23 protein-coding genes and 2 pseudogenes are annotated in these 20,884 nt (G+C 69.2%); 14 read left to right on the plus strand and 11 right to left on the minus strand.

The features are described 5' to 3' along the window. Positions 1 to 216 precede the first annotated feature (216 nt). From AB0H81_RS02445 to AB0H81_RS02455, 3 genes are read right to left on the minus strand one after another with little or no spacing between them, the layout of a single operon-like run. Positions 217 to 1,134 carry an aminoglycoside phosphotransferase family protein gene (locus tag AB0H81_RS02445; RefSeq protein ID WP_358368097.1) on the minus strand — a complete coding sequence of 306 codons (918 nt, stop codon included), beginning with the start codon at positions 1,132 to 1,134 and terminating at the stop codon, positions 217 to 219. Beyond that, on the minus strand, positions 1,131 to 1,493 hold the full coding sequence (locus tag AB0H81_RS02450; protein ID WP_358368162.1) for a transposase family protein: 363 nt from the start codon (positions 1,491 to 1,493) through the stop codon (positions 1,131 to 1,133). The genes AB0H81_RS02445 and AB0H81_RS02450 overlap by 4 nt, the downstream gene beginning before the upstream one ends. Then, positions 1,474 to 1,815, minus strand: a complete 342-nt coding sequence (locus AB0H81_RS02455; RefSeq protein WP_358368099.1) for a transposase family protein — start codon at positions 1,813 to 1,815, stop codon at positions 1,474 to 1,476. The genes AB0H81_RS02450 and AB0H81_RS02455 overlap by 20 nt, the downstream gene beginning before the upstream one ends. Positions 1,816 to 2,582: 767 nt before the next feature. On the opposite strand from AB0H81_RS02455, the gene AB0H81_RS02460 reads away from it, so the two are divergent. Continuing rightward, positions 2,583 to 3,287 carry a hypothetical protein gene (locus AB0H81_RS02460; RefSeq protein ID WP_358368102.1) on the plus strand — a complete coding sequence of 235 codons (705 nt, stop codon included), beginning with the start codon at positions 2,583 to 2,585 and terminating at the stop codon, positions 3,285 to 3,287. Positions 3,288 to 3,325: 38 nt separating this feature from the next. Further along, entirely contained in the window at positions 3,326 to 3,730 is a 405-nt protein-coding gene (locus tag AB0H81_RS02465) for a hypothetical protein (RefSeq protein WP_358368105.1), read from the plus strand. Positions 3,731 to 3,808: 78 nt separating this feature from the next. Here AB0H81_RS02465 and AB0H81_RS02470 read toward each other — a convergent pair whose 3' ends face one another. The 3 genes from AB0H81_RS02470 to AB0H81_RS02480 all read right to left on the minus strand — a co-directional run bounded on the left by AB0H81_RS02470 (position 3,809) and on the right by AB0H81_RS02480 (position 8,396). Further along, positions 3,809 to 6,442 carry a helix-turn-helix transcriptional regulator gene (locus tag AB0H81_RS02470; protein ID WP_358368108.1) on the minus strand — a complete coding sequence of 878 codons (2,634 nt, stop codon included), beginning with the start codon at positions 6,440 to 6,442 and terminating at the stop codon, positions 3,809 to 3,811. Positions 6,443 to 7,082: 640 nt separating this feature from the next. Continuing rightward, entirely contained in the window at positions 7,083 to 8,084 is a 1,002-nt protein-coding gene (locus AB0H81_RS02475) for a SpoIIE family protein phosphatase (protein ID WP_358368110.1), read from the minus strand. A 114-nt stretch (positions 8,085 to 8,198) separates the two neighbouring features. Further along, positions 8,199 to 8,396 (minus strand): hypothetical protein, encoded by a 198-nt coding sequence (locus AB0H81_RS02480; RefSeq protein WP_358368113.1) that lies wholly within the window; start codon positions 8,394 to 8,396, stop codon positions 8,199 to 8,201. 43 nt (positions 8,397 to 8,439) lie between these two features. On the opposite strand from AB0H81_RS02480, the gene AB0H81_RS02485 reads away from it, so the two are divergent. Beyond that, the gene (locus AB0H81_RS02485; RefSeq protein WP_358368116.1) at positions 8,440 to 9,045 is read left to right on the plus strand and encodes a hypothetical protein; all 606 of its coding nucleotides are present in this window, start codon (positions 8,440 to 8,442) and stop codon (positions 9,043 to 9,045) included. Next, the gene (locus AB0H81_RS02490; protein ID WP_358368118.1) at positions 9,042 to 9,497 is read left to right on the plus strand and encodes a hypothetical protein; all 456 of its coding nucleotides are present in this window, start codon (positions 9,042 to 9,044) and stop codon (positions 9,495 to 9,497) included. Before AB0H81_RS02485 ends, AB0H81_RS02490 begins: the two co-directional genes overlap by 4 nt. 242 nt (positions 9,498 to 9,739) lie before the next feature. Here AB0H81_RS02490 and AB0H81_RS02495 read toward each other — a convergent pair whose 3' ends face one another. From AB0H81_RS02495 to AB0H81_RS02505, 3 genes are all read right to left on the minus strand, one after another. Further along, complete coding sequence (locus tag AB0H81_RS02495) at positions 9,740 to 10,075, minus strand: hypothetical protein (protein ID WP_358368121.1); 336 nt, start codon at positions 10,073 to 10,075, stop codon at positions 9,740 to 9,742. A 211-nt stretch (positions 10,076 to 10,286) separates the two neighbouring features. Then, a complete protein-coding gene (locus AB0H81_RS02500; protein WP_358368124.1) occupies positions 10,287 to 10,952 on the minus strand; it encodes a tyrosine-type recombinase/integrase in 666 nt (221 codons plus the stop codon). Between the two features lie 39 nt (positions 10,953 to 10,991). Next, entirely contained in the window at positions 10,992 to 11,303 is a 312-nt protein-coding gene (locus tag AB0H81_RS02505; protein ID WP_358368127.1) for a hypothetical protein, read from the minus strand. Between the two features lie 149 nt (positions 11,304 to 11,452). On the opposite strand from AB0H81_RS02505, the gene AB0H81_RS02510 reads away from it, so the two are divergent. From AB0H81_RS02510 to AB0H81_RS02525, 4 genes are all read left to right on the plus strand, one after another. Next, positions 11,453 to 12,352, plus strand: a complete 900-nt coding sequence (locus AB0H81_RS02510; protein ID WP_358368130.1) for a hypothetical protein — start codon at positions 11,453 to 11,455, stop codon at positions 12,350 to 12,352. 381 nt (positions 12,353 to 12,733) lie between these two features. Further along, positions 12,734 to 13,756 (plus strand): LacI family DNA-binding transcriptional regulator, encoded by a 1,023-nt coding sequence (locus tag AB0H81_RS02515; protein ID WP_358368133.1) that lies wholly within the window; start codon positions 12,734 to 12,736, stop codon positions 13,754 to 13,756. A gap of 72 nt (positions 13,757 to 13,828) precedes the next feature. Further along, positions 13,829 to 14,275 (plus strand): ABC transporter substrate-binding protein, encoded by a 447-nt coding sequence (locus tag AB0H81_RS02520; protein WP_358368136.1) that lies wholly within the window; start codon positions 13,829 to 13,831, stop codon positions 14,273 to 14,275. Next, positions 14,248 to 15,048 carry an arsenic resistance protein gene (locus AB0H81_RS02525; protein ID WP_358368138.1) on the plus strand — a complete coding sequence of 267 codons (801 nt, stop codon included), beginning with the start codon at positions 14,248 to 14,250 and terminating at the stop codon, positions 15,046 to 15,048. The genes AB0H81_RS02520 and AB0H81_RS02525 overlap by 28 nt, the downstream gene beginning before the upstream one ends. Positions 15,049 to 15,165: 117 nt before the next feature. Here AB0H81_RS02525 and AB0H81_RS02530 read toward each other — a convergent pair whose 3' ends face one another. Continuing rightward, on the minus strand, positions 15,166 to 15,348 hold the full coding sequence (locus tag AB0H81_RS02530) for a hypothetical protein (protein ID WP_358368141.1): 183 nt from the start codon (positions 15,346 to 15,348) through the stop codon (positions 15,166 to 15,168). 32 nt (positions 15,349 to 15,380) lie between these two features. Between AB0H81_RS02530 and AB0H81_RS02535 the strand changes: the two genes are divergently transcribed. The 6 genes and pseudogenes from AB0H81_RS02535 (at position 15,381) to AB0H81_RS02560 (ending at position 19,649) form a co-directional block, all read left to right on the plus strand. Further along, entirely contained in the window at positions 15,381 to 15,509 is a 129-nt protein-coding gene (locus AB0H81_RS02535) for a hypothetical protein (RefSeq protein ID WP_358368144.1), read from the plus strand. Positions 15,510 to 15,703: 194 nt separating this feature from the next. Further along, positions 15,704 to 16,486, plus strand: a complete 783-nt coding sequence (locus AB0H81_RS02540; protein ID WP_358368147.1) for a metalloregulator ArsR/SmtB family transcription factor — start codon at positions 15,704 to 15,706, stop codon at positions 16,484 to 16,486. Next, the gene (locus AB0H81_RS02545) at positions 16,483 to 16,863 is read left to right on the plus strand and encodes a VOC family protein (RefSeq protein ID WP_358368150.1); all 381 of its coding nucleotides are present in this window, start codon (positions 16,483 to 16,485) and stop codon (positions 16,861 to 16,863) included. The genes AB0H81_RS02540 and AB0H81_RS02545 overlap by 4 nt, the downstream gene beginning before the upstream one ends. 46 nt (positions 16,864 to 16,909) lie before the next feature. Next, entirely contained in the window at positions 16,910 to 18,049 is a 1,140-nt protein-coding gene (gene chrA, locus AB0H81_RS02550) for a chromate efflux transporter (RefSeq protein WP_358368153.1), read from the plus strand. 233 nt (positions 18,050 to 18,282) lie between these two features. Further along, positions 18,283 to 19,199, plus strand: a pseudogene (locus AB0H81_RS02555) (DUF6183 family protein). Positions 19,200 to 19,271: 72 nt separating this feature from the next. Beyond that, entirely contained in the window at positions 19,272 to 19,649 is a 378-nt protein-coding gene (locus tag AB0H81_RS02560; RefSeq protein WP_358368165.1) for a recombinase family protein, read from the plus strand. Between the two features lie 513 nt (positions 19,650 to 20,162). On the opposite strand, the pseudogene AB0H81_RS02565 reads toward AB0H81_RS02560, so the two are convergent. Next, positions 20,163 to 20,884 (minus strand): annotated as a pseudogene (locus AB0H81_RS02565) (DNA-directed RNA polymerase subunit beta); the annotation flags it as partial.

Consider the following 20,884-nt stretch of genomic DNA (forward strand, 5'->3'; position numbering starts at 1 on the left):
AACCAACGTGTCATAAGCCGCCAAACCTCGAAGATCCCCAGCCTGCGGTCGCTACCGCTTCGACGGGCTCATCGACCTCGACAGCCGCAATTATCTTGGGTTGTCACGCGAACTTGCTGGTCAGCCGTTTGAAGTCCTGTCAGGCACGTCAGGCAAGTAGACCCCATCATGCCGAGCATGGTGGGGTCTGGCGCGAAGGTATGCGAGCGTGATCGATCAGCGATGGGCTGTTGCAATGAGGCGCCGCAGTGCGGCGTGGGCGGGTGGGCCCCACGTGGCCTTGCCGCCTGGCCGGCCGCGGACGCCGGCTTCTCCGATATGGATGCCGCCGAGGGCGCGGCGTACTGCCCATCCGCGGGCGCGGCGTAGGGTCGCGGCGTCCGGGGTCGGCTGGTAGGCGTCATAAAAGCGGACGGCGGCGCCGTCCGGCAGCAGGTTCCAGGCGGCGGCGAGGTCGCCGGCCGGATCGCCGGCGAACAGGTCGCCGAAGTCGATCACGCCGCAGATGGTGCCGTCCGCGGTGAGGACATTGGCCGGATGCAGGTCGCCGTGGAGCCATAGCGCCGGGCCTGTCCAGTCGGGCGCGGCGACGGCGTCGTCCCAGACAGCACGGACGGCGTCCGGGTCGGGGATCAACCCCATCTCGGTGGCCGAGGCGAGCCCCTTGACGAACCCCTCGGAGTAGTCGGCCAGCGGCCCTCCGCGGTCCTGGCCGACGGGTGCCTGTTCGGGGGCGGGTTGGTGGAGTGCCGTCAGGAAGGCGGCCAGGGCGTCGGCCGCCTCCGCGCCGCGCGTGACGGGGGCGCGGTCGGCGGGCTCGCCCGGAACCCAGGTGGTGACGATCCAGGGGCGCGGGAACCGCGCGGAGGGCTCGCCGAGGCGTTGCGGGACAGGAACCGGCAGCGGAAGGCGCGGGGCGAGGGCGGGCAGCCAGGTGTGCTCCTTGAGCAGCAGCTCGTCCGCGGTCTCCCCCACCCAGGGCAACCGGACCGCGAGGTCGTCGCCGAGCCGCCAGAGCTGGTTGGCCCAGCCCCGCGCGCCGAGCCTCACAGGATAATCGGCCAGGTCGGGATGCTGGTCGCGCAGCAGATCCCGCACCAACTCCGCAGTGATCTCGATCTCGGTGTGAGTCATGCGGAGCAACAGTTAGCCGGATGGCGGCCCACCCTTTCCTCTCCGGCTCGGGGCTTTTCAGGGGGTCCCAGTGGCAATGGAGCAGAATCCAACGGTGTTGCTGCTGACCTGCGGGAACTCTCCACCAGCCCTGATTGCCGGGCCTGGGTGATGTCGGCGATTGAGCCGGCACAGACCTGGCCGCAGTACAGCACGGCGCCACGCGCGTCGGTGAGCACCATCGCCTTCATTGCGTTGATCCGGCTCCTGCCCGAGACGAAACGGTCACGGGCGGCGGTGCCGGCGGCGGGTCGGCGTACGCGAATCTCGGTGGCGTCCAAAATGGCTGTCTGGTCGCTGTCACCCAGGTAGGCGATCACTTCGGCCAAAGTGGTGAGCCTGCGGCCGGGAGCGATGCGGCATCCGCGCTGAGCCAGCAGCGGGCGGATCTGACCGATGGCGCGGGTAACCGATGGCGCGGGTAATGGTGGAGCAATCAACGCCGAACCAGCAGCCCAGCACATCGTGGGTGACGCCATGACGCAGATGGATCAGCGTGGCCAACAGCCGATCGACGAAGACCAGTTTGTGGCGGGCTCCTGCCCCGATCCGACGTCGGCGTGGCCTGGTGAGCAACTCGGCCTGGCGCTGTGCGTCCCAGAGCGGCCCGATCTCGGCCACCAACTCCGCCAGCACATCCACCGGCAAACCAGTCACCCGCCGATTGTTCACCACGATCGAACGCCTGACAATCCTCGCCACACGAGAATCAACGATCAATCGGGCTGTAGGCCACGGCTAACCATGCACGAGGTCGTTAGAGGTCCTAACGCAATGAGATGAATCGGGGCATGACGAGCATCCGAACGAAAAGTCCCGTTAGCAGAGCAGAGTTGAGCGGCTTGTCGTGACTTTCCGTTCGAATGTGTCTCGCCGAAGGGTTTCCGCAGTTCATGACCCATGCAGTCGGGTGGCCTCGACGTACCGTACCGGCTCGGCGCGTGCTTGCGCCTCGCGCAACTCCTGCCCAAGGCGCATCTTCTCGAAGGCGTAGTGCGCCTCCAGCTCATCGAGGGCTTGCTGGGCGGCCAGCTCATCGGCGGTCTGCAGATCCGGGTCGGTGAAGTACAGGGAAGTGCTTTGTCATTGGCTCCCCTTTCAGCCTTCCGCTCGCCGGGTAGCCCCGGTGCAGCAATGCACCGGCGCTACCCGGCGAGAAGGACGCCCTTTCCAATTGTTGATTACAGATGGGAACGGCGAGCCCTGATCTCCAGAGCTGACGCGCCCGAGGTGCTCGTCGCTGCGGTGGTGACGAGCACCCGACGCGCGTTCCCGGTCCCGCCGGTCATGCTGAGCACGAGTAGTCCCCTGCTCAGAAATGAGTAATCGTTACTCTGCCCCTCCGATTCCGCCGCTGCCAGAGTTTCTCCTGTCGAAAGCAGCATTCCGATTTCGAAGGGGAGAAGAGAATGAAGCTCCGCATGGTTTCCGCGGGATTGGCTGTCACGGCCGCGGCGGTGATGGCCGCAGGGGGCGCCGCGAACGCCGCGGACGGTCCTTCCGAGGCCGACGTCAGAGCGGCCATCCAGCACGCCGTGACGGGCAAGGCCACCGCCGCGGACCTCGAGATCATCAAGGACGACCCCCAGCTCGCCGACACGGTGCCGGTGTCGGCGAGGGTGGGGGAGCCGGTGGTCACCAAGGCCGACCCGCCCCAGCGGTCCAGCGCCCGGGACTCCTCCGCGCTGAAGGCGGCGCTGGCGTCCTACCAGCAGCTGTGCAAAGCCATCGACCTCCCGTTGACGCTCACGTCCGTGCTGGGCACCACCATCTACACCTGGCACCACAAGTTCTCCTACTGCACGGCCAACCAGATCTCGGGCGTGGAGACCAGCCGCGTCATCAACGTGGCCCCGTACAACCGAAATGACTACTTCACCGACAAGTCCTCCGTCGTCTACCCGCAGGGCTTGCTCACCGACGCGGTCTGGGCCTATGTCGGCGCGCCGATCGGGACCAACACCAACGGGGCCGGGTCGCCCTTCTACTCCCACATGGCGCGCTCGGTCAACCTCTGCTTCGCGCAGTTCAGCTGCTACGCCAGCAACCTGCCGCAGAGCAAGATGACCATCGGCCGGGACACCGTCACGGTGGCGCTCTGGTCGGCTGGGTGAAGACACCCGTCCTGAATTCGCGAAGAAAGGGAAACACCATGAAAGACGTCGTCAAGAAAGCAGTGGCAACAGCCGGCGCCGCCGCCCTCGCCGGGATCGCCGTCCTGGTCCCGGCCTCTCCGGCGGCCGCCCTGGGCAAGTATTTAGAGACGCAGAGAGTCGCCTGCCCGGACTGGGGGGTGAACATCTACTACGACAACTACGACAACAATCCGGGCTTGACGAACGCGATCGGTTATCGCGTCACGGCCAATGAGTGCCACACCAAGGCCTTCGTCATGAGCGCGCGGGTCCGGCTCGTCGTCAGCTGCTCTTGGGGCTTCACCTACGCCGGTCAACCGCAGACCCTCGTCGAAGGGCGCAAGGCGTTCTTCGAGACCACTTCCCAGTCCGAGACCGGCTGCCTGTTCGGGGTCTCCGACTACTGGCTCGAAGAGGTCTGAGGCGCCGCCGGCGCCCCTCGGACCCGCCCCGAAGCGTGCGGAGCGGGACCCGAGGGGCCGCTCCGTCGCCTCGCCGGCTCACATGCTCGTGCGGTCGAGGCTGTCAGTCAGTTCCCGGCGGGTCGAGACGCCCAGCTTGGCGTAGACGCGCTGCAGGTGGTTGTCCACCGTCCTGACGGAGATCATCAGCTTGGCCGCGATGTCCTTGCTGGCCATCCCTCCGGCGGCCAGTATCGCCACCTCCCTCTCCCTGGCTGTGAGCGGCATGGCCACACCGGCCGTCCGCAGCACGGGCGTCCGCGCGCCCTCGCACAGGGCGGCGTTCACGGCCGACCGCGCTGCGGCGGCGGAGGCCCGCCGGGAATTGCCGGAGCGGCGCCACAGCTCCGCCGCCACGCCCGCCGCCTCCGCCGCGAGCAAGCCCGCCCCCATCCGGTAGAGGTCCTCGGCCACCGCGGACAGGCCCTCCGGGTCGCCCGAGACCAGCGCGGCCGCCAGCCGTGCCCGGGCCAGCGTGAAGGGCCCCCCGCCCTTCGCCAGCTCCGCGAGACGATCCATCGCCTCAGCGGCGCCTCCGAGCCGCGCAAGGTCCGTCAGGAGCAGGGCCTCGGAGGAGAACTGGCCCCGCTCGCGAGCCTCGGTCGCCGCCGCCTTCAGCACTGCCCTGGCCTCCCCTTGCTCCCCCCGCGCCACGTGTGTCCACGCCTCGCCAAGTCGTTCCTCCGGCACGCGCACCGGCGCCGCGAGGCCGGCGTGCTCAGCCAGGGCGGCCTCCGCCGCTCGCACGTCACCCTGCAGCGCGGCGGCGGCGGCCAGCCCGGCGAGGGCGAGCGGACGGATGATCACCCCTTGCGGGCGGGTGTCGTGCACGATCTCCGCGTACCAGCGGCGCGCCGAGGCCGGGCGACCGGCCAGCCAGGCATTGCGGGCAAGAGGAAAGGCCAGGAGCGTGCGCTGCCATCCGATCGGCGCCCCGGTCGGGTCGGTGTAGACATGCTCGCCGGCGAGGCGGGCCTCCTCCAGGCGCCCGCTCTCGGTGAGGGCCAGGACGAGCGCAGACTGCGCGGGCGCCTCCTGCGGGGCGTGGCCTCTGCCCTCCTCCTTCGCCCTCGCGCACAGCGCCACGGCTCGCTCGGCCCACCGCACCGCCTCCTCCCCGCGCCCCAGGAAGGACAGCGCGCTGGCCCTCGTCGCGGCGGCGGCCGTCCACGCCGCCACGCCCGCGATGTCGTCCACCGGCGGTTCCTCGTACGGCAGGTCGTCGAGCAGGCCGAGGCTCTCGGCGTGGTGTCCTAGGCTGGAGAGGATGTTGGCCTCGTTCACCCGCAACGCCCGGAGGCCCGCGGGACTCGTGACGCGGTCGCGCGCGGCGTCGTTCGCGGCGACGGCCTCCTCGCGGGCTGCACCGCGGCTCCACATGAGGTTGTGTGTGCGGGCCAGCGCCACCGCAAGTGCGCGGCCCTCCGTGGTGGCCACCTCGTCCGCCTTGCGCAGCATGTCCTCGGCCTCCTGCGGCCGCCCCGCCTCTGACAGTGTGCGGCCGAGCAGGAGCAGCGCCGGGAAGGTACGGTTCTCCTCGGGAATCGCCCGGAGGAAGACGAGCGCGTGGGTATGGTCGTCGCCGTACGCGGCGAGTCGGGCGGCCTGGAGGAGGAGGACCGGATCGGCGGTACCGGTGCCGGCGAGTCGGTAGGAGGCCAGGCGCATGGCGTCCTCCCTGCGGCGCGCGCCGGTCCGTTCCAGCCTGTCCGCCTGCTCACGCAGGATCTCCCAACGGCGTGGCTCGGTGACGTCCGCGGGCAGCACCTCCGCATAGAGAGGGTGCGCTAACCGGGCGTACGCACGCCGTCCCTCCCGTACGACGGTGACGAGCCCGGCCCGCTCCAGCTCGTCCAGCACGTCGGTGCCAGGCTCGCGTCCCAGGCCGGCGACGGGCACCGGACCGCACAGCGCGAGGACGTCGAGGATGCGGCGGGCGCACGGGGCCACCGTCGCGAGCCGATGGCGGATCAGGTCCGTGAGGCGGCGGGTGACCGGAAGGGGCTCGGCGGCGGTCAGCCGCCAGATCTCCCCGTCATTCGTCAGCCTGCCTTCCGCCAGCGCGCCTCGCGCCAGTTCGCCCAGGTAGAGCGGGTTGCCCCCGCTGGCGGCATGCAGTCGGTCGACGGTCTCGCGGTGGACGTGCCCGGCCAGGGCGTTCCGGAGGAGGTCGTCCACCTCCCGCCACGTCAACGGTGCGAGGTCGACGTGATGGACAGCATCGCCCCGCCCGAGCGTCACGACGCTCTCTCCCGAGGAGGCGTCCGAGTGCACAGTGCCCACCAGGAGGACGGAGCCGGTCCCCATGAGCTGGCGCAGCAGTAGGGCCGAGGCGGAGTCGAGCAGGTGCAGGTCGTCGATGAGCAGGACGAGGCGGGCCGTCGCGGTGTAGGCCCGCGACATGAGCCGGACCGCCGTCGCGAACCCCGCGACGGGATCCGACAGGTCCACCCCGTCCGGCAGCAGGTGGGCTATCGCCCCGAGAGGGATTTCGGCCGCCGCGCCGGTCGCGGCGGCCCGGCCCACCGCGTGCCCCCGCGAGTCAGCGACGGCCAGGCACTCCTCCGCCAACCGTGTCTTGCCGACGCCTGGCTCGCCGAAGATGAGAAAACCGCTGTAACCGCTTGTGTCGAGGACCGTCTCGAACGCCTTCAGCTCTGTGTCACGGCCCACCAGGGACCATCGTCTCGGCACCACCTCAGCCGTCGCCACCGCGAATTTCTCCTTCCATCGGACGATCGAGCGTGTCGTACGGGGGCCGGCCGGTGAGGCGGCCGGAGACGCCCCCTGATTGTCCGCCGGTATTCGGCAAAAGTGGAGAGAGAGGCGGGAAGCGGCACCGAAGGGACTGGGAATGATCCAGGCCCACCCGAACGGGGAGCCCGCAGGCGGGCCCTACCGGCCCGCGGGTCACCGGTGACCGCTGGCTCGCCAGGGCGCCGCATGGCCAGCGGGCCGGAAGGGTAATCCGTATACGCAACCCCCAGGCCGTTTGCCGCTCCGCCCGCCGGTGTTGTTAGGCCTCGGCACCTGGGATCCAAGCCCACCGGCCTGCACGACTGGTTGGCCGACCAGCGCATCGGCGACTTCGCCTTCCTGGGAGATGCCGAGGCCTGTCAATCCCCTCATACCGTGGAGACGGTCCCATCGGCACACTGGCGGCCCGGGCCGCAGCACACGCCGCCCTCGACGACCTGTCGGCCGCGGCTTTGCTGTTGAGAGCATTGCGGGAGCTCGAGGCGGATCGACAGGCGACCGTCGTGATCCACCGGCTCGGCAACGCGGGGCATTTCCGGCCATGCCTCCAAGATGATCAGGTGGACTCATTCCTGTTCGGGCGAGAACTGGACGGAAGCCCCGCCCCGCCATGGAGGTGGCATGACCTTGAGTGACCTCCAGTCCCCGGGTATGAGCGGCGACCGGCCGGATGTTCTGACTGACCAGCGCCTGGAAGCGGCACAGTGCCGGGGACAACGTTGCAGAGCACGGCTGTGCCGTTCGGGGAGAACAGTGCCAGTGCCCGGACCATGATGCGGCTGCGGCCCATGCGGGTGGCGGCGTCGATTCCTTTGCCCATGGCTTCGCCGACGACGGCCGCGACACGTCCGTCGTGCAAGGGGAACGCATCGAACAGGTCCTCTCCCATCCGCAGATGCCCGCTGCCTGGAAACCTGCGCAACGCCAGCGTCAGCCCGTCGACCATCGGCAGGCTGTGCGGGTGCAGGCTGCGCTTGAGCGCTTCGACCGTGTCGTACTCGCGTCCGTACGCTAGGGCCCGCATGACCGCCGCCGTGCACTGATCGGCCAGAGCTGCCAGGAAGAGGGCATCATCCTGCTCGATCTCTCGCTGCCTGGTGAAGGAGAACCGCAGCGCCCCCAGCATCCGCTCCGCGGCGACCAGCGGCAGAGCCATCCAGGCGCGCTCGCCGTCATCAAGGAGACGCTCGAGCGCCTCGGCGGGATCGGACGGCTTGCCCACCAAGCGGCAGTAGTCGGCCTGCCGCGGCGTCCACTGCTCGGGCGTGTACAGGTAGGTGGCCGGATCGGCGTAACGGCGCGAGCCGGGCATGAACACGTCCCCGCTGCGCAGCCCGTCCCGCAGACACAAGATCACACACGGCTCCCAGTAGTGCCGGAACGCCGTCTCGTCTCCGGACTTGCGCGCCTTGTCCAGGTAGTGGGCGTACCGGGCGGGCACGAAGCCGGTCGGCGCGCCCGCGGGCACCTTGCGGCTGCCCAACCTGTTCATCTCCTGCAAGATGGGCACCGCCTCCATCAGCTCCTCGGTGCCCGGCCCGCCCTGGAAGTCGTTCACCGCCAGCACGTTCGGGTTGAACTGCCGCAGGTAGGTGTAGGAGGACTCCAGCTCCGAGAGCCGGCCGTGGTCCTTGGGCAGCGGGTTCCACGCATCGGCGGTGATCTCCCGCAGTCACTGCATGCCGATCCGTTCCCGCGGCAGCCCGCCCACGTGCTCGTCCGGGATCGACGGATCGGCCAGCACCGGCAAGATCAGCTCCATCACCAGCTGCCGGGCCTCGCCCTTCTTGGCTCTCTCGACCAGCGCCTCGTCCGTCTTGGCCTTGGCCCGCGACTCCCGCGTCGACACCGCCTGGTCGAACAGGGCCACCACCTCGTTCAGCTGGTTTCACCGCAGCCTGGTCAACGGCAAGGTGCTCCTCGGTTCCTACGGGTCCACCGGCGACCGGCGCACGCCGTTGACCAAACTCGCTGCAGCCCGCACCACCGGCGACGGAATCAGGCTGTTCATCGAGGCCATCGACGCATTCGCCGAGGTGCTCCAAGTACGCGCCGGCCGCCCTGTCGTGCCGCGGGCGGGCGCACCGGAGGGCCGTCTGCGCCGCGTGCGGGACGGGGAGGTGGTGACCACCGAGACGAAGGCGGCCGACTCGGAGTGGTTCACCAGCCATTGGCCGGTGGAGACCAGAGAGCCCGGCGACAGGCCGGGCACACCGTCGCATCTGTCGCCCGGCGAGCAGTGGACCACCAAGCTCCAGAACACGCTTGGCCTCATCAAGAGCGCGAAGCGGGCCGTGAACGCTGTCGCCGAGCATTTCACGGCCATGGTGCCCCTCGTCGGGGAGGGCCGGGAAATGACGGCCGAGGAGCGGGAAGGTTGGCAGGACGACCTCGACGAGTTGCAGCGCATCGTGGCGGCCGCCAGCCAGCAGTTGAAGCTGCTGCGGTATCGGCCGACCGACACCGACGCCACGGCCGGCGGCATCAACGACTTCCCCTTCAGGCAGGACGTCGCATGAGCGGCATCGTGCCGTCGGCCCGCGCCATGAACACCGACGTTTCGGCGCCGGGGCCGGTCCTGCAGCGGCATCACGTCCCGCTCCTGACGTACGCCTTGGGCTGCTACAGCAACGGCGAGCCGTTCTGGTCCCGGGTCGACAACGTTCAGGCCTACTCTCCCGGCCTGTACCTCGCCCTCGACACCAAGCACCGCATCCTGTGGCTCGGCAAGGCGTCTGGCGCCCAGGGTGTGACCGGGCGGATCAGGATGCATCTGGCCGAGCCGTGGAAGCGCAAGGCCTTCCACTGGATTTGGGTTGCCCCTGCCTACGACCAGATCCCCGATCCCGCTCTGAAAGCCGCCGAAGGCTGGGCCGCTGAGGCGTTGGATCTGCGGACCCAGATGCCGCACCGCACCTGGCCGTCCTCGGCGGGATGGCTGCCGCTCGTCGGCCGTCAGCGGGTGGCCTAACCTACGCGGCGCCGTGAACGCTTCGGGACGCCCACATAGATCATCCTGTCGCGGGAGGTGTCACCCAGTCGATCACGATGGTGCGTCGGACGCCGGCGTCCAGCATGGCTTGACTCTTGTGCTGGCCGTTGATGTAGGAGGAGCGTCGGTGCCCCGCGAAGCCGACGAGCTGGATCCCATCGGCCGGATTGGGGTCCTGGTCATATCCGGCCGAAAATTCCCGCTAAGCGATGAGGGACTGGTCAGCGGGGTTCGTCTCGGATGGTCCAGCCGTGTTTAGTCGTGAGCTTGGACAGGGCGTTGCGGAGCTGGTTGATACGTTCTTGGGCGTCGGGACCTTGGATCCCGATCGTGATGGCGGAATCGGTGGCGTGGTAGGTGGTGTGGCGTCCTTCAGCGGCCACGCGGGCGGCGGCATGGACCCGGCCGCGTAGCCGGATGAGCTTGCGCTGGTCGGTCGTACGGTCGAGGCCGTCGATGGTGAGGTAGCACAGGAACGGGCCGGGAGCGGTGAGCGGTCCTTCGGGGAGCCCGGCGTCGAGCGCTTCGCGGATCTTGACTCGGTCGGCGCTTCTCATTGGGCGGCGGCCGAGCAAGTTGGGCCAGCCGTCCGGGCGCTGAGGAACGGTGTAGGGGGGGGGGGGGCGCGGTCGGCTCGGCGAGCGGCGGGGGTGACGGGGTGGCTTGGTTTTCGTCGTTGTCCATGATCGTCGCATGCCGGTTCGGAACAGAGGCTCGAAAGGTGTCGCGTTGCGATTCGTGTGCGGGTAGTCGGGGGTGCTGTCCCAGTTAGCGGTCGACGGTGAGGTGGCGTAGGGCGTGGTGCTTGTCCTCCTCGGTGGGCTGGCTGTAGACGCGCAGCGTGTCGAGGCGGGCGTGGCCGGCCATCTCGGCGACGGTGATGAGGTCCTCTCCGCCGCGAATGAGCTGGGTGACGAATGTGTGGCGGCCGATGTGGGCGGTGGTGGGGTCCTCCAGCCCGGCGGCCTCGGCGATGGCCGTGAAGACCGCTGAGGCGCCGCGCGCGGACAGGCGACCGCCGCGGCGGTTGAGGAACAGGGCCCGTTGGGCGGTGGCGTGCTTCCAGGTGCGGCGTTCGTCCAGCCAGTCCATCAGTGGCTGGCGCAGCTGCAGGTGGATGGGCACCTCGCGGACCTTGCCGCCCTTGCCGTAGACGACCAGCACGCCCTTGCGGGCCGAGATGCGCACGTCCGGCACGTCCAGGGCGACGGCGTCGCCGATGCGCAGCCCCGCGTAGAAGGGCAGCAGGGCCAGGGCGCGGTCGCGAACATGAGGCCAGTCCTCGATGGCGCGCAGCCAGCGGATCTGCGCGGGGCCGTTCATCGCCTTCGGGGCCGTCTTGGGAATGTCCTCGCGGGCGATGCCGGCCTTGCCTAGGCCACGCCGGACGTAGAAGTCGTCCAGGGCGGCCAGGGCGTTGTTGACGTAGCGCACCGACCGTTTGGGATCGGCTTCGCGCAGCAGGTAGCGGCGCTAGTCGCGCATGGCCCAGTCGCGGGCCCGGGCGCTGGTCAGCGGGTCGCCGCCGATGGTGACGGGCCGCTCGGCCAGCCACGCCAGGTACATCCGCACTCGCGAGGCGTAGGTGCGACGGGTGTCGGCTGACAACGGCACGTCCCTCAGCGCGACGGCGTACTCGGCGAGCGTCTGCTCGTAGACGGCGGGCAGCGGAGTGGGGCGGGCGCCGCGCCTCTTGGCGGGAACATCGCCCGCACCGGTCTCCGTGTTCTCGGAAGTTGCTGCCCGGGGTTGTGACCCAGCCAGAGCCGGATTCTCGGAAGTCACCACCGGAGTGTACTTCCGAGAAGGCATTATTCTCAGAAGCTCGCCAGAACGGGCTCGTCAAGGGGGCAGGGCGGGCGCTGTCGTGCGCCGACACCCCCGCCCCGACAGCCGCCGCCATCACTACCAGTCCGCATTGGAGGCGCACTCTGATGGACGAGCTTCGCCCGTACTGGATGGGGTGCCTGGATGAACCCTCCAGGCCGGTGGCGCGTCCCTTTGGTATGAAGAGATCGCGCTTGGCCGTGATCGCGCTGCTCGCGTCGTTGTGCGCCTGTGGCCAGTCTGGTGCTGGCCCGGTGCCCGCTGTGGCCGGGACCGAGACGATCGTGTTGCCACGGGCCGAACAGCCCAAAGCGCATCGGCCTACCCTGGAGCGGCTCAAGCGAGAGGCGGCGTCGTCGGGCCGACCCCTGGAGGAGGTCGTCAAGCAGTACGCGGCCCGGGTGGCTGCTACTTCGTCGCCCAAGCCGACGGACTTCGAGGGTTACGACCCTGCGGTGACCGATCCGGACGTGGTGATCGACGGCATTCCCTACGCCGAGCTGGTCGACCTCGGGGCCATCGCCAAATCGGAGGGCATCTCCTACGAGGAGGCCATCGACCGCTTCGGCTCACAGTCGTCCAACAGCCGGGTGATCGACAAACTTAACGCGGAGTTCCCTGACGAGATCTCCGGCGTCAGATACGTCGACGACCAGCGGGGGCTGCGCGTCGGCTTCAAGGGTCCCATCCCGACTCGCGCGATCGAGCTGGCGAGGACCCTCCCCATGGAGGTCACCCTGATCGGCGGCAAGGGATTCTCAGCCTCGGAGCTCCGGCGGGCCCGGGACACGGTCGTCTCCTGGCTCCGATCCCGTCCTGAGGTGGCCACAATGACGGCGCACTCAGACGAGGAGACCGGCCAAATCAAGGTCACAGTTCAGCCGAAGATGATGCCGGACGATGCCGAAGGGTTCAAGCGTGGGCTTCAGCTCCCCCAGCTGGACAATCCGGACATCACCGTCGAGGTCACGCTCTCCGCCGAATCGGTCGCCGTTCGGCCGCAGTGAGGGCCACCGAAACCCCCGACGCACACACGGCCCGAACTCAAGCTTGATCCTTCACTCCGCTACCTGGCGGCTGGGGACATGTTCGGGAGCGGAGGGCCTATCGTGCGGGCTCCAGCATGCGGCCGGTGCCTCCAACGTTTTCCGGTCGCGTCCGCTCGACTCTGCCACCGGGATGGCGAGAGTCGGGCGTGGCGGGCTGCGCGTCCGTCCCGGCGAAGGCGGCGGCGCCGGTGGCCTGATGCGAGCCATGCTGGGTGTTGACATGCCGCGCGAAACTGGCGTAACTTCCCTGCAACGCCGAGGTAATGCGCTTTACTAAAGCGCATTAATGAGAAGCGATCAGGGGCTGGTCTGCTCTGCGCCGATCGAAGGAGACTGGAAGTGGCCACGAACAAGCCGCGTCGCGTGACCATGAAAGACGTGGCGCGTCACGCGGGCGTCTCGCAGACCACTGTCTCCTTCGTGCTGAACGGCCGGCCCGGCGCCACGATCCCCGACGAGACCCGTCAGCGGATCCTCGCGGCGATCGACGAGCTCGGCTACCGGCCCAACGCCGGCGCGCGGGCACTCGCCGCCAAGCGCAGTGATTGGTACGGGCTGATCACCGAGATCGTCACCGCGCCCTTCGCCGCTGACGTCATCAAGGGCGCGCAGAACCGCGCCTGGCGCGACCGGAAGTTCCTGTTGATCGCGGCGAGTGAGAGCGACCCCGCCCAGGAGGCCGCCGCACTCGACCAGATGCTGGAGCACCGAGTGGAAGGGCTTCTGTATGCCACGACCTGGCATCGGGCCGTCACGGTCCCCAAGGCCGCCCGCGAGGTGCCAACGGTGCTCGTCAACTGCTACGACGAGGAGGGGGAGCTACCGTGCGTCGTGCCCGACGAGGTGACGGGCGGCTATTGCGCGACCCGCCGGCTCCTCGACGCCGGACACACCCGCATCGGGTTCATCAATCTCGATCCGGTGATACCGGCCGCCATCGGGAGGCGCGAGGGGTACGAGCGCGCCCTCCGCGAGGCCGGGATCACCCCGGACCCCTCCCTCGTCATACCGGGCTACGCCACCGCCGACGGCGGCTACACCGCCGCCTGTGAACTGCTCGACCGCACGGGGGCTGACCGGCCGACCGCGCTGTTCTGCGGCAACGACCGGATGGCGATGGGCGCGTATGACGCGATCAAGGAACGCGGACTGCGCATCCCGCACGACGTGGCCGTGGTGGGGTTCGACAACCAGGAACTCATCGCCGCCTATCTGCGGCCGAAGCTGACGACGCTCGCCCTGCCCTTCGAAGCCATGGGCACCACGGGCGTCGACATGCTGGCCGCCCTCGCAGCGGGGCAGCCGCTCGACACCCACCGGGTGACGCTCGACTGCCCGCTGCTCGAACGCTCGTCGGTCTGACTGCGAATCAGCCCGCCGAGGAATCCCATCCCGTCTTCGTCCTGTGTGTTGAAGAGGAAAGGAATCTTCATTATGACACCCCCCACGCCTTCACGGCGGCGGCTGCGCCCCGTCCTGACGGCGCTGTCCGTCTCTGCCGCGGCGGCTTTGGTGCTGTCGGGCTGCAGCGGCGGCTCCGGCGGCTCCGGCGGTGCCGCCAAGGCCGGTGCCGCCTCCGGTAACCAGCTCCTCACGATCCCGCGCGAGGACCTGGCGACGTTCACGCGCAACTTCAACCCGCTCGCGGGCATGCAGGCCGCTCCCATGACCCATCAGGCGGTCTACGAGCCGCTGGTGGTGCACAGCATGGCGGACGCCAAGGACACGCCGTGGCTCGCCACCAAGTGGGAGCAGGCCAAGGACGCCCGCTCGCTCACGTTCACGCTGCGCGGGGGCGTCAAATGGTCGGATGGCCAGCCGCTCACCGCGAGATCGGCCCCGCCGTACGCGATGTGCGGTTCCTGGTCACCGTGCTGGTAGCGAACTTCACGATCGTCCCGGTGATCGTCTATGGACTGTCGCGATTCGTCGCCGACGACCGCGCCCTGCTGGCGGGGCTGCTGCTCGTGCTGCTGACCCCGTGCGTCGATTACGTGATCGTCTTCACCGGTCTGGCCGGTGGGGCCAAGGCGCGACTGCTGGCCGCCGCGCCGTTGCTGATGCTGGTCCAGATGCTGCTGCTGCCGCTCTACCTGCTGCTGTTCGCCGGGGCGGACACGCTGGCCGTGGTGGAGATGGCCCCGTTCGCCGAGGCGTTCGCCCTGCTCATCGCCGCGCCACTGGCCGCCGCCGCGCTCGTGCAGGCCCGGGCGCGACGGCACCGGGCCGGGCGGATGATCGAGGAGATCATGACCGCCTCGATGGTGCCGCTCATGATGGCCACCCTCGCCATCGTCGTCGGCTCCCAGATCGCCGCGGTCGGCGCACAGGCCGCGGCTCTGGCACGGCTGCTGCCGCTGTATGTCGCCTTCGTGGTCCTCGCCGTCGCCGTCGGTCGGCTGGCGAGCCGTACGGCATGCCTGGACGTGGCGGCCACGCGGGCGGTGATGTTCTCCAGCGCCACCCGCAACTCCCTGGTTGTGCTCCCGCTCGCACTGGCCCTGCCACCCTCGCTCGCACTCGCGCCGCTCGCCGTGGTCACCCAGACGCTGGTGGAACTGGTGGCGATGGTCATCCTCGTCCGCCTCGTCCCCAGACTGGTCCCCGCAACGGCTCCGGCGGACGCGACCGCGGCAGGGCCGCTGCCCCCCTGAGCCGGGGCCAGGCGGTCAGGAGACAGCGGTCAGGAAGCGGCCGTCGAGCGGCTCACGCGAGCCCGGCCCCCACGGTGCGCGCCGGCAACTGCAGCGCGCCCGCCACCACGACGGCGATCACCACATGCATCGACGCAAGGTGACCTCGCTCACCGCGTCGAACCCGGCGGTGAACGTCATCGCCACACTGCCCAGCGCCAGCAAGGGCCCCGCCACCTGCGCCAGGCGCACCATGACCGGCCAGCGTGAGCCCGGCAGTGCAGCGGCCACCAGCCCGGCCGTCATCGGGATCACCGTCATGGTGATCACCCCCCCTGCGGCGCCGTCGTCGTATGCGGACGGCGCCGGCCTCCAAGGAGACGAACGACCCGCCCAAGCCCCGGCCGATCAGCCAGATCAACAGGTTCACCGCCAGCGCGCCCGGCACCGCCCTCACAATGATCCACGCTGGACGCACCTGACCCGCCTCAGCCATCACGAACTCCTCAAAGCCGCCGAAAAAGGGAGGAAGGCGGCACAGGCCGGTGCGCTGCGGCAACCCGGTCATACCGCCCCGCTTCGACGGTAGGCGTGTACCGCGGTATCAGATTCAAGCTCCCGGCAGACCGGACCCACCCTCATATGCATCAAATTGGTTTGATGTACTGTGGGCGGTATGGCGCCATCCGATGAACAGGTTCCACCGTTCGTCCGGCTTGCCGCCCACGAGGTGCGCTGGCGGCTGATGAGCGAACTGGCCCGCGGCGACCTGCGGGTGCGAGAGCTGGTCGCGCTGCTCGGCCAGCCGCAGAACCTGGTGTCCTACCATCTGCGGCAGCTCCGGGCCGCCGGCCTGGTCACCGCCCGGCGCAGCAGCTTCGACGGACGCGACAGCTACTACCACCTGAACCTGGAGCGCTGCGCACAAGGACTGGCCGAGACCGGTGCCGCTCTGCACCCAGCCCTGCGATCCGCGCCGGGTCCCGCGTCGTCGGTTGCACACCCGCCGGTGACGACGCTGCTGTTCCTGTGCACCGGCAACAGCGGCCGCTCTCCGATCGCCGAGGCGTTGATCAGCCGGCACAGCACCGCACCAGACGCCCCCCGCATCGAGGTGACCAGCGCGGGCAGCCACCCCAAACCCCACATGCACCCCGGTGCCGTCCACGTGATGCGCAACCGCTACGGCATCGACATAGCCGGTCAGCGGCCACGCCACCTGGACACGATGACAGGCCGCCGCTTCGACTACGTGATCACCCTGTGCGACAAGGTCCGCGAGGTCACCCCGGCCCTCGGCACGCGACAGGCGCACTGGAGCATCCCCGACCCCGCCGCTCTCACCGCCGACGGCGAGGACTCCTATCCCGCCTTCGAACAGGCCGCCGCCGAGATCGACATCCGCATCCGCCACCTGCTGCCGGTGCTCGGCAGCCGCCCCGGAAGGGATCCGTCATGACACCAGCCGACCAGGTCGCCGGCGTCCGCTACCTCGTGGACGACGTGCAGGCCGCCCTCGACTTCTACACCACCCACCTCGGCTTCACGGTGCACTTCGCCGCGCCCGCCTTCGCCGACGTACGGCGCGGCCCGCTGCGCCTGCTGCTGTCCGGGCCCGCGAGCTCCGGCGCCCGCGCCACCCCCGCCGCCTTCGCCGACGCCGGCCGCAACCGCGTCCACCTCGTCGTCGACGACCTCGACGCGGAGATCGACCGGGTACGGCAGGCCGGCCTGCCCCGCGCCGGCGAGCCGGTGAGCGGTCCAGGCGGCCGCCAGATCCTGCTGACAGACCCCGCGGGCAACCTGATCGAACTCTTCCAACCCGCTCCACGCTGACAACCGGCTCCACGCCGGCATCCCGCTCCACGCCAACAAGGAACCCATGCGCCAGCACCCCCCTCCAGCCGCCCGTCCCGCCTCGTGGCGTGAGGTCGCCTGGATGTTCCTCAAGCTCGGCACCATCGCCTTCGGCGGCCCGGCCGCGCACACCGCGATGATGCGCGACGAGCTGGTACGGCGGCGCGGCTGGGTGAGCGACGAGCGCTTCGCCGACCTCATGGGCGCCACGAACCTCATCCCCGGCCCCAACTCGACCGAGCTCGCCATCCACCTGGGCTACGACCGCGCCCGCTGGCGTGGCCTGCTGGCCGCCGGGGTCTGCTTCATCCTTCCGGCCGCCCTCATGGTCACCGCCCTGGCCTGGGCGTACGTCACGTACGGCAGCACGCCCGCGGTCGAGGGCGTGCTGTACGGCGTCGTCCCCGCGGTCATCGCGATCATCGCGCACGCCCTGTTCGGCCTGCTCCGCACGGTGATCAAGAACGCGTGGCTGGGCTTGCTGGCCGCCGCCGCGCTGGCCGCCTACCTGCTCGGCGTCAACGAGCTGCTCGTCCTGGCTTCCGGGGCGCTGCTGGCCGCGGCCGTGACGGTGATGCGCCGCCGTACCGAAGCCTCCCACGCGCTGATCGGCCTGCCCCTGCTGGGCATCGCCGCGGACGAGCGGCTGGCGCAGCTCTTCCTCACCATGCTGAAGATCGGATCGGTGCTGTACGGCAGCGGCTACGTGCTTCTGGCGTTCCTGCGCGGCGACTTCGTCGAACGCCTCGGCTGGATCACCGAACAGCAGCTCAGCGACGCGATCTCCATTGGCCAGGTCACCCCCGGCCCGGTCTTCACCACGGCCACCTTCATCGGCTACCTCGTCGCCGGGCCGGTCGGCGCCTTCCTCGCCACGGTAGCCATCTTCCTGCCTTCCTTCGTGTTCGTCGGCTTGCTCACCCGACTCACCGACCGGCTGCGCTCCAGCCCCTGGACCTCCGCCCTGCTGGACGGCCTCAACGCCGCCGCCCTGGCGCTCATGGCGGGCGTCTCCTTCGAGCTCGGCCGGGGCGCGATCATCGATCCGCTCACCGCGGCCATCGCCGCCACCACGCTGGTCCTCCTGTGGAAGACGCGGCTCAACAACGCCTGGTACATCGCCGGAGGCGCGGCCATCGGGCTCCTCCACTCCCTGCTCACCTGACACGCCGCGGCGGGAAACCCGTGCTGGTCTCTTCAACAAACGTAGGATTTCTGAGACCACCGGAGACTGGCCTTGATCGCGAACCGCGTACGCTCAGAGCATGTCCGACTCGATCAAGCAGACCGTTGAAGCCCTGTCGGGCATGGACGACGTGAGTTGAAGCCCTGTCGGGCATGGACGACGTGAACAGTGTGCGCGACCTGGCGGAGCGAAGGCTGACCCAGGGAGATGCCATGTTCGTCGCAGATCTTGGAATCGCCCTCTTCAAGCGGTTCGGGGCATCCTCCAATCCGATCTGGCAGTACCGAAGCGTGTTCGACTCCGTTCTGCGTCTTCTGACCGTCGCAGCCGGACGTGAGCACATGGAGCAGACGCTCCGCCTTCTTGCGGTCGTCGGAGACCGCAAAAAGGCGCGGTATCTGGCGTCACTCCTTCGGTCATCGAAAATGTGCCGGCGATCGTGAAGTGGGCCACGTCTCCGCACTGGAGCCACCACCCCTTGCGGTGGCTTCCTCTGAGACGCTCACCAGTAGAAGAGGGACACGAGCTTCCCGGCTACAGCGTTCTCGGCTCCAGCCACTCGCTTCCCTTCGGACCGTCAGACGAAGGATCAGCGGTCACCTCCGAGAAAGGCGCCGCTCCACCCCCGGTCCGGGAGATCAGCACGCCCGAGACTTCCGAGGCCATCGAGAGCGCCGTCACGAACTGGGCAGAGGAATCGAACGGCCGGATCGAATCCAGATCATTCGAGCTCGACGGACCTGCAGGATCGATCGCCGACCTGCTCGCCGCGCTGAATCTCGAATGCCTCACTGGTCTCGGCCGCGAGATGACGCTGTCGACTTCTTCCTGTCCACCTTCTCGGGCCTGGCAGGTGTTGTTCGCCGCCGCGTCCACCGGAGGCGCCTACAGCCAAGGCCTCAACGGCGCGTACGGCAGGCTGGCCGCATGGCAGTCGCTCCGCGGCCTGACCGGAACGTCCGGCGGGGAGGCCTTCGCCGACGCCGAACAGCGAGTCCAGACATCCCGCTGGTACACCTTCGGAGCGACCACGAATTGGTTCGAGCAAGTCGCCTGGGACATCGGCATCATCGCCCTGTCTCCGGATAACCAACGACTACGCTTGCTCGCCGCAACCGACACGGACTGATCTTGCGCGGGATCCTCAGGAAGCCGTGAGGCCTCTGCGCTCAGCCGTCTGTGCACACGACTTCAGGACGCCCTGACCGCTGCGGGCTGCCGCCGGGTCTTCGCCGACAAGAAGTCCGGCAAGAACGCCCTGCGGCCGGAGCTGAAGGCCTGCCACGCCTTCCTGTCGGCCGGCGACACCCGGGTCGTGCCCGAGCTGGCCCGCTACGGCCGCTCCCTGGCTGATCTGATCACCATGGTCGCCGACCTTCGCCGCCGCGACATCGGCTTCACCTCACTGCGCGAGCAGCTCGACACCACCACCCCCGGCGGACGCCTGGTCTTCCACGTCTTCGCCGGGCCGAGTTCATCCGCGAACTCATCGTCGCCGGCACCCGCGAGGGCCTGGCCGCCGCTAAGGCACGCGGCCGCACCGGCGGCCGCCCCACCGTCGTCAACGCCGAGTCGCTGAAAGCGGCCCGTGATCTGCTGCCCGATCCCGGCCGGTCGGTGACCTCGGTCGCCAAGCTGCTCGGGGTGAGCGTGGGAACGCTGTACAACCCCGTCCCCGACCTTCAAGAGCTCCGCTCAGGCCAGCGATCGTCCCTCGTGCAGGGATGCCCGGCCTCGGCAAAGAGCGCTCGTTCGGGGCTGGTGACACGTTCGTCAACGGCACCCGTTCGCCGTCACGGTGGACAGGGCGAGGGTGCACACCGCCCGGCTCTCGGCGATCGAGATCACCGCCGCCCCGTGCCGGTACGGGGTGCGGCCCAGTTCAGGCCAGGCCCCAGGCCGTCGGCCGCGATCCGGTGACCGCCGATCTCCTCGCCGGCGTATCCCGGGACGTCCAGAGCCAGCAGTGAGTGGCAGCCATGGCCCACCTGCGCCGCGTGCCCGAGTCGCCAACAGCTCCAGAACGGCCCGAGCGCCCGCCACTCGTGTCAGCGGAAGGCTCCCGGGCCGCTCTGTCGCTCGTCACATCTCGTCAGATCTCTTCGACGTTCATCGCCCCTTCGTTGGGACGCCGGGACAGGTCGATACCGAGCTCCTCCGCGGCGCGGAAGACGTCCTCGTCGGTGTCGCGCATCTCGATGGACATGCCGTCGCTGGAGAGCACCTCGACGTTGAGGCACAGCGACTGCATCTCCTTGATGAGCACCTTGAAGGACTCGGGGATACCGGGCTCGGGAATGTTCTCGCCCTTGACGATCGCCTCGTAGACCTTCACCCGGCCCAGGACGTCGTCGGACTTGATGGTCAGCAGCTCCTGCAGGGCGTAGGCGGCGCCGTAGGCCTCCAGCGCCCACACCTCCATCTCACCGAAGCGCTGGCCACCGAACTGGGCCTTACCGCCGAGCGGCTGCTGGGTGATCATGGAGTAGGGGCCGGTCGAACGGGCGTGGATCTTGTCGTCGACCAGGTGGAGCAGCTTGAGGATGTAGATGTAGCCCACGGCGATGGGATACGGGAAGGGGTCACCCGAGCGGCCGTCGAAGAGCCTGGCCTTGCCGCTGCCCTCCACCAGCCGCTCCCCGTCGCGGTTGACGATGGTGCTGCCGAGCAGGCCGACGATCTCCTGTTCGCTGGCGCCGTCGAAGACCGGGGTGGCGACGTTGGTGCGCGGCTCGACGCGGTCGAAGCCCTTCTCGCGCAGCCGTTCGGCCCAGGCCTCCTCGATGCCGGAGATGTCCCAGCCGCGTGCGGCGA

Source organism: Nonomuraea sp. NPDC050691 (genome assembly GCF_040654455.1).
Classification (GTDB): Bacteria; Actinomycetota; Actinomycetes; order Streptosporangiales; family Streptosporangiaceae; genus Nonomuraea.

What these genes read in the sequence shown, in the direction of transcription:
- AB0H81_RS02540 (WP_358368147.1), top strand. Translation starts at nt 15,704, where the DNA reads ATGGCGCCATCCGATGAACAGGTTCCACCGTTCGTCCGGCTTGCCGCC.
- AB0H81_RS02445 (WP_358368097.1), bottom strand. Translation starts at nt 1,134, where the DNA reads ATGACTCACACCGAGATCGAGATCACTGCGGAGTTGGTGCGGGATCTG.
- AB0H81_RS02510 (WP_358368130.1), top strand. Translation starts at nt 11,453, where the DNA reads ATGGACGAGCTTCGCCCGTACTGGATGGGGTGCCTGGATGAACCCTCC.
- AB0H81_RS02530 (WP_358368141.1), bottom strand. Translation starts at nt 15,348, where the DNA reads ATGACGGTGATCCCGATGACGGCCGGGCTGGTGGCCGCTGCACTGCCG.
- AB0H81_RS02495 (WP_358368121.1), bottom strand. Translation starts at nt 10,075, where the DNA reads ATGAGAAGCGCCGACCGAGTCAAGATCCGCGAAGCGCTCGACGCCGGG.
- chrA (WP_358368153.1), top strand. Translation starts at nt 16,910, where the DNA reads ATGCGCCAGCACCCCCCTCCAGCCGCCCGTCCCGCCTCGTGGCGTGAG.
- AB0H81_RS02460 (WP_358368102.1), top strand. Translation starts at nt 2,583, where the DNA reads ATGAAGCTCCGCATGGTTTCCGCGGGATTGGCTGTCACGGCCGCGGCG.
- AB0H81_RS02535 (WP_358368144.1), top strand. Translation starts at nt 15,381, where the DNA reads ATGCGGACGGCGCCGGCCTCCAAGGAGACGAACGACCCGCCCAAGCCC.
- AB0H81_RS02490 (WP_358368118.1), top strand. Translation starts at nt 9,042, where the DNA reads ATGAGCGGCATCGTGCCGTCGGCCCGCGCCATGAACACCGACGTTTCG.
- AB0H81_RS02545 (WP_358368150.1), top strand. Translation starts at nt 16,483, where the DNA reads ATGACACCAGCCGACCAGGTCGCCGGCGTCCGCTACCTCGTGGACGAC.
- AB0H81_RS02520 (WP_358368136.1), top strand. Translation starts at nt 13,829, where the DNA reads ATGACACCCCCCACGCCTTCACGGCGGCGGCTGCGCCCCGTCCTGACG.
- AB0H81_RS02465 (WP_358368105.1), top strand. Translation starts at nt 3,326, where the DNA reads ATGAAAGACGTCGTCAAGAAAGCAGTGGCAACAGCCGGCGCCGCCGCC.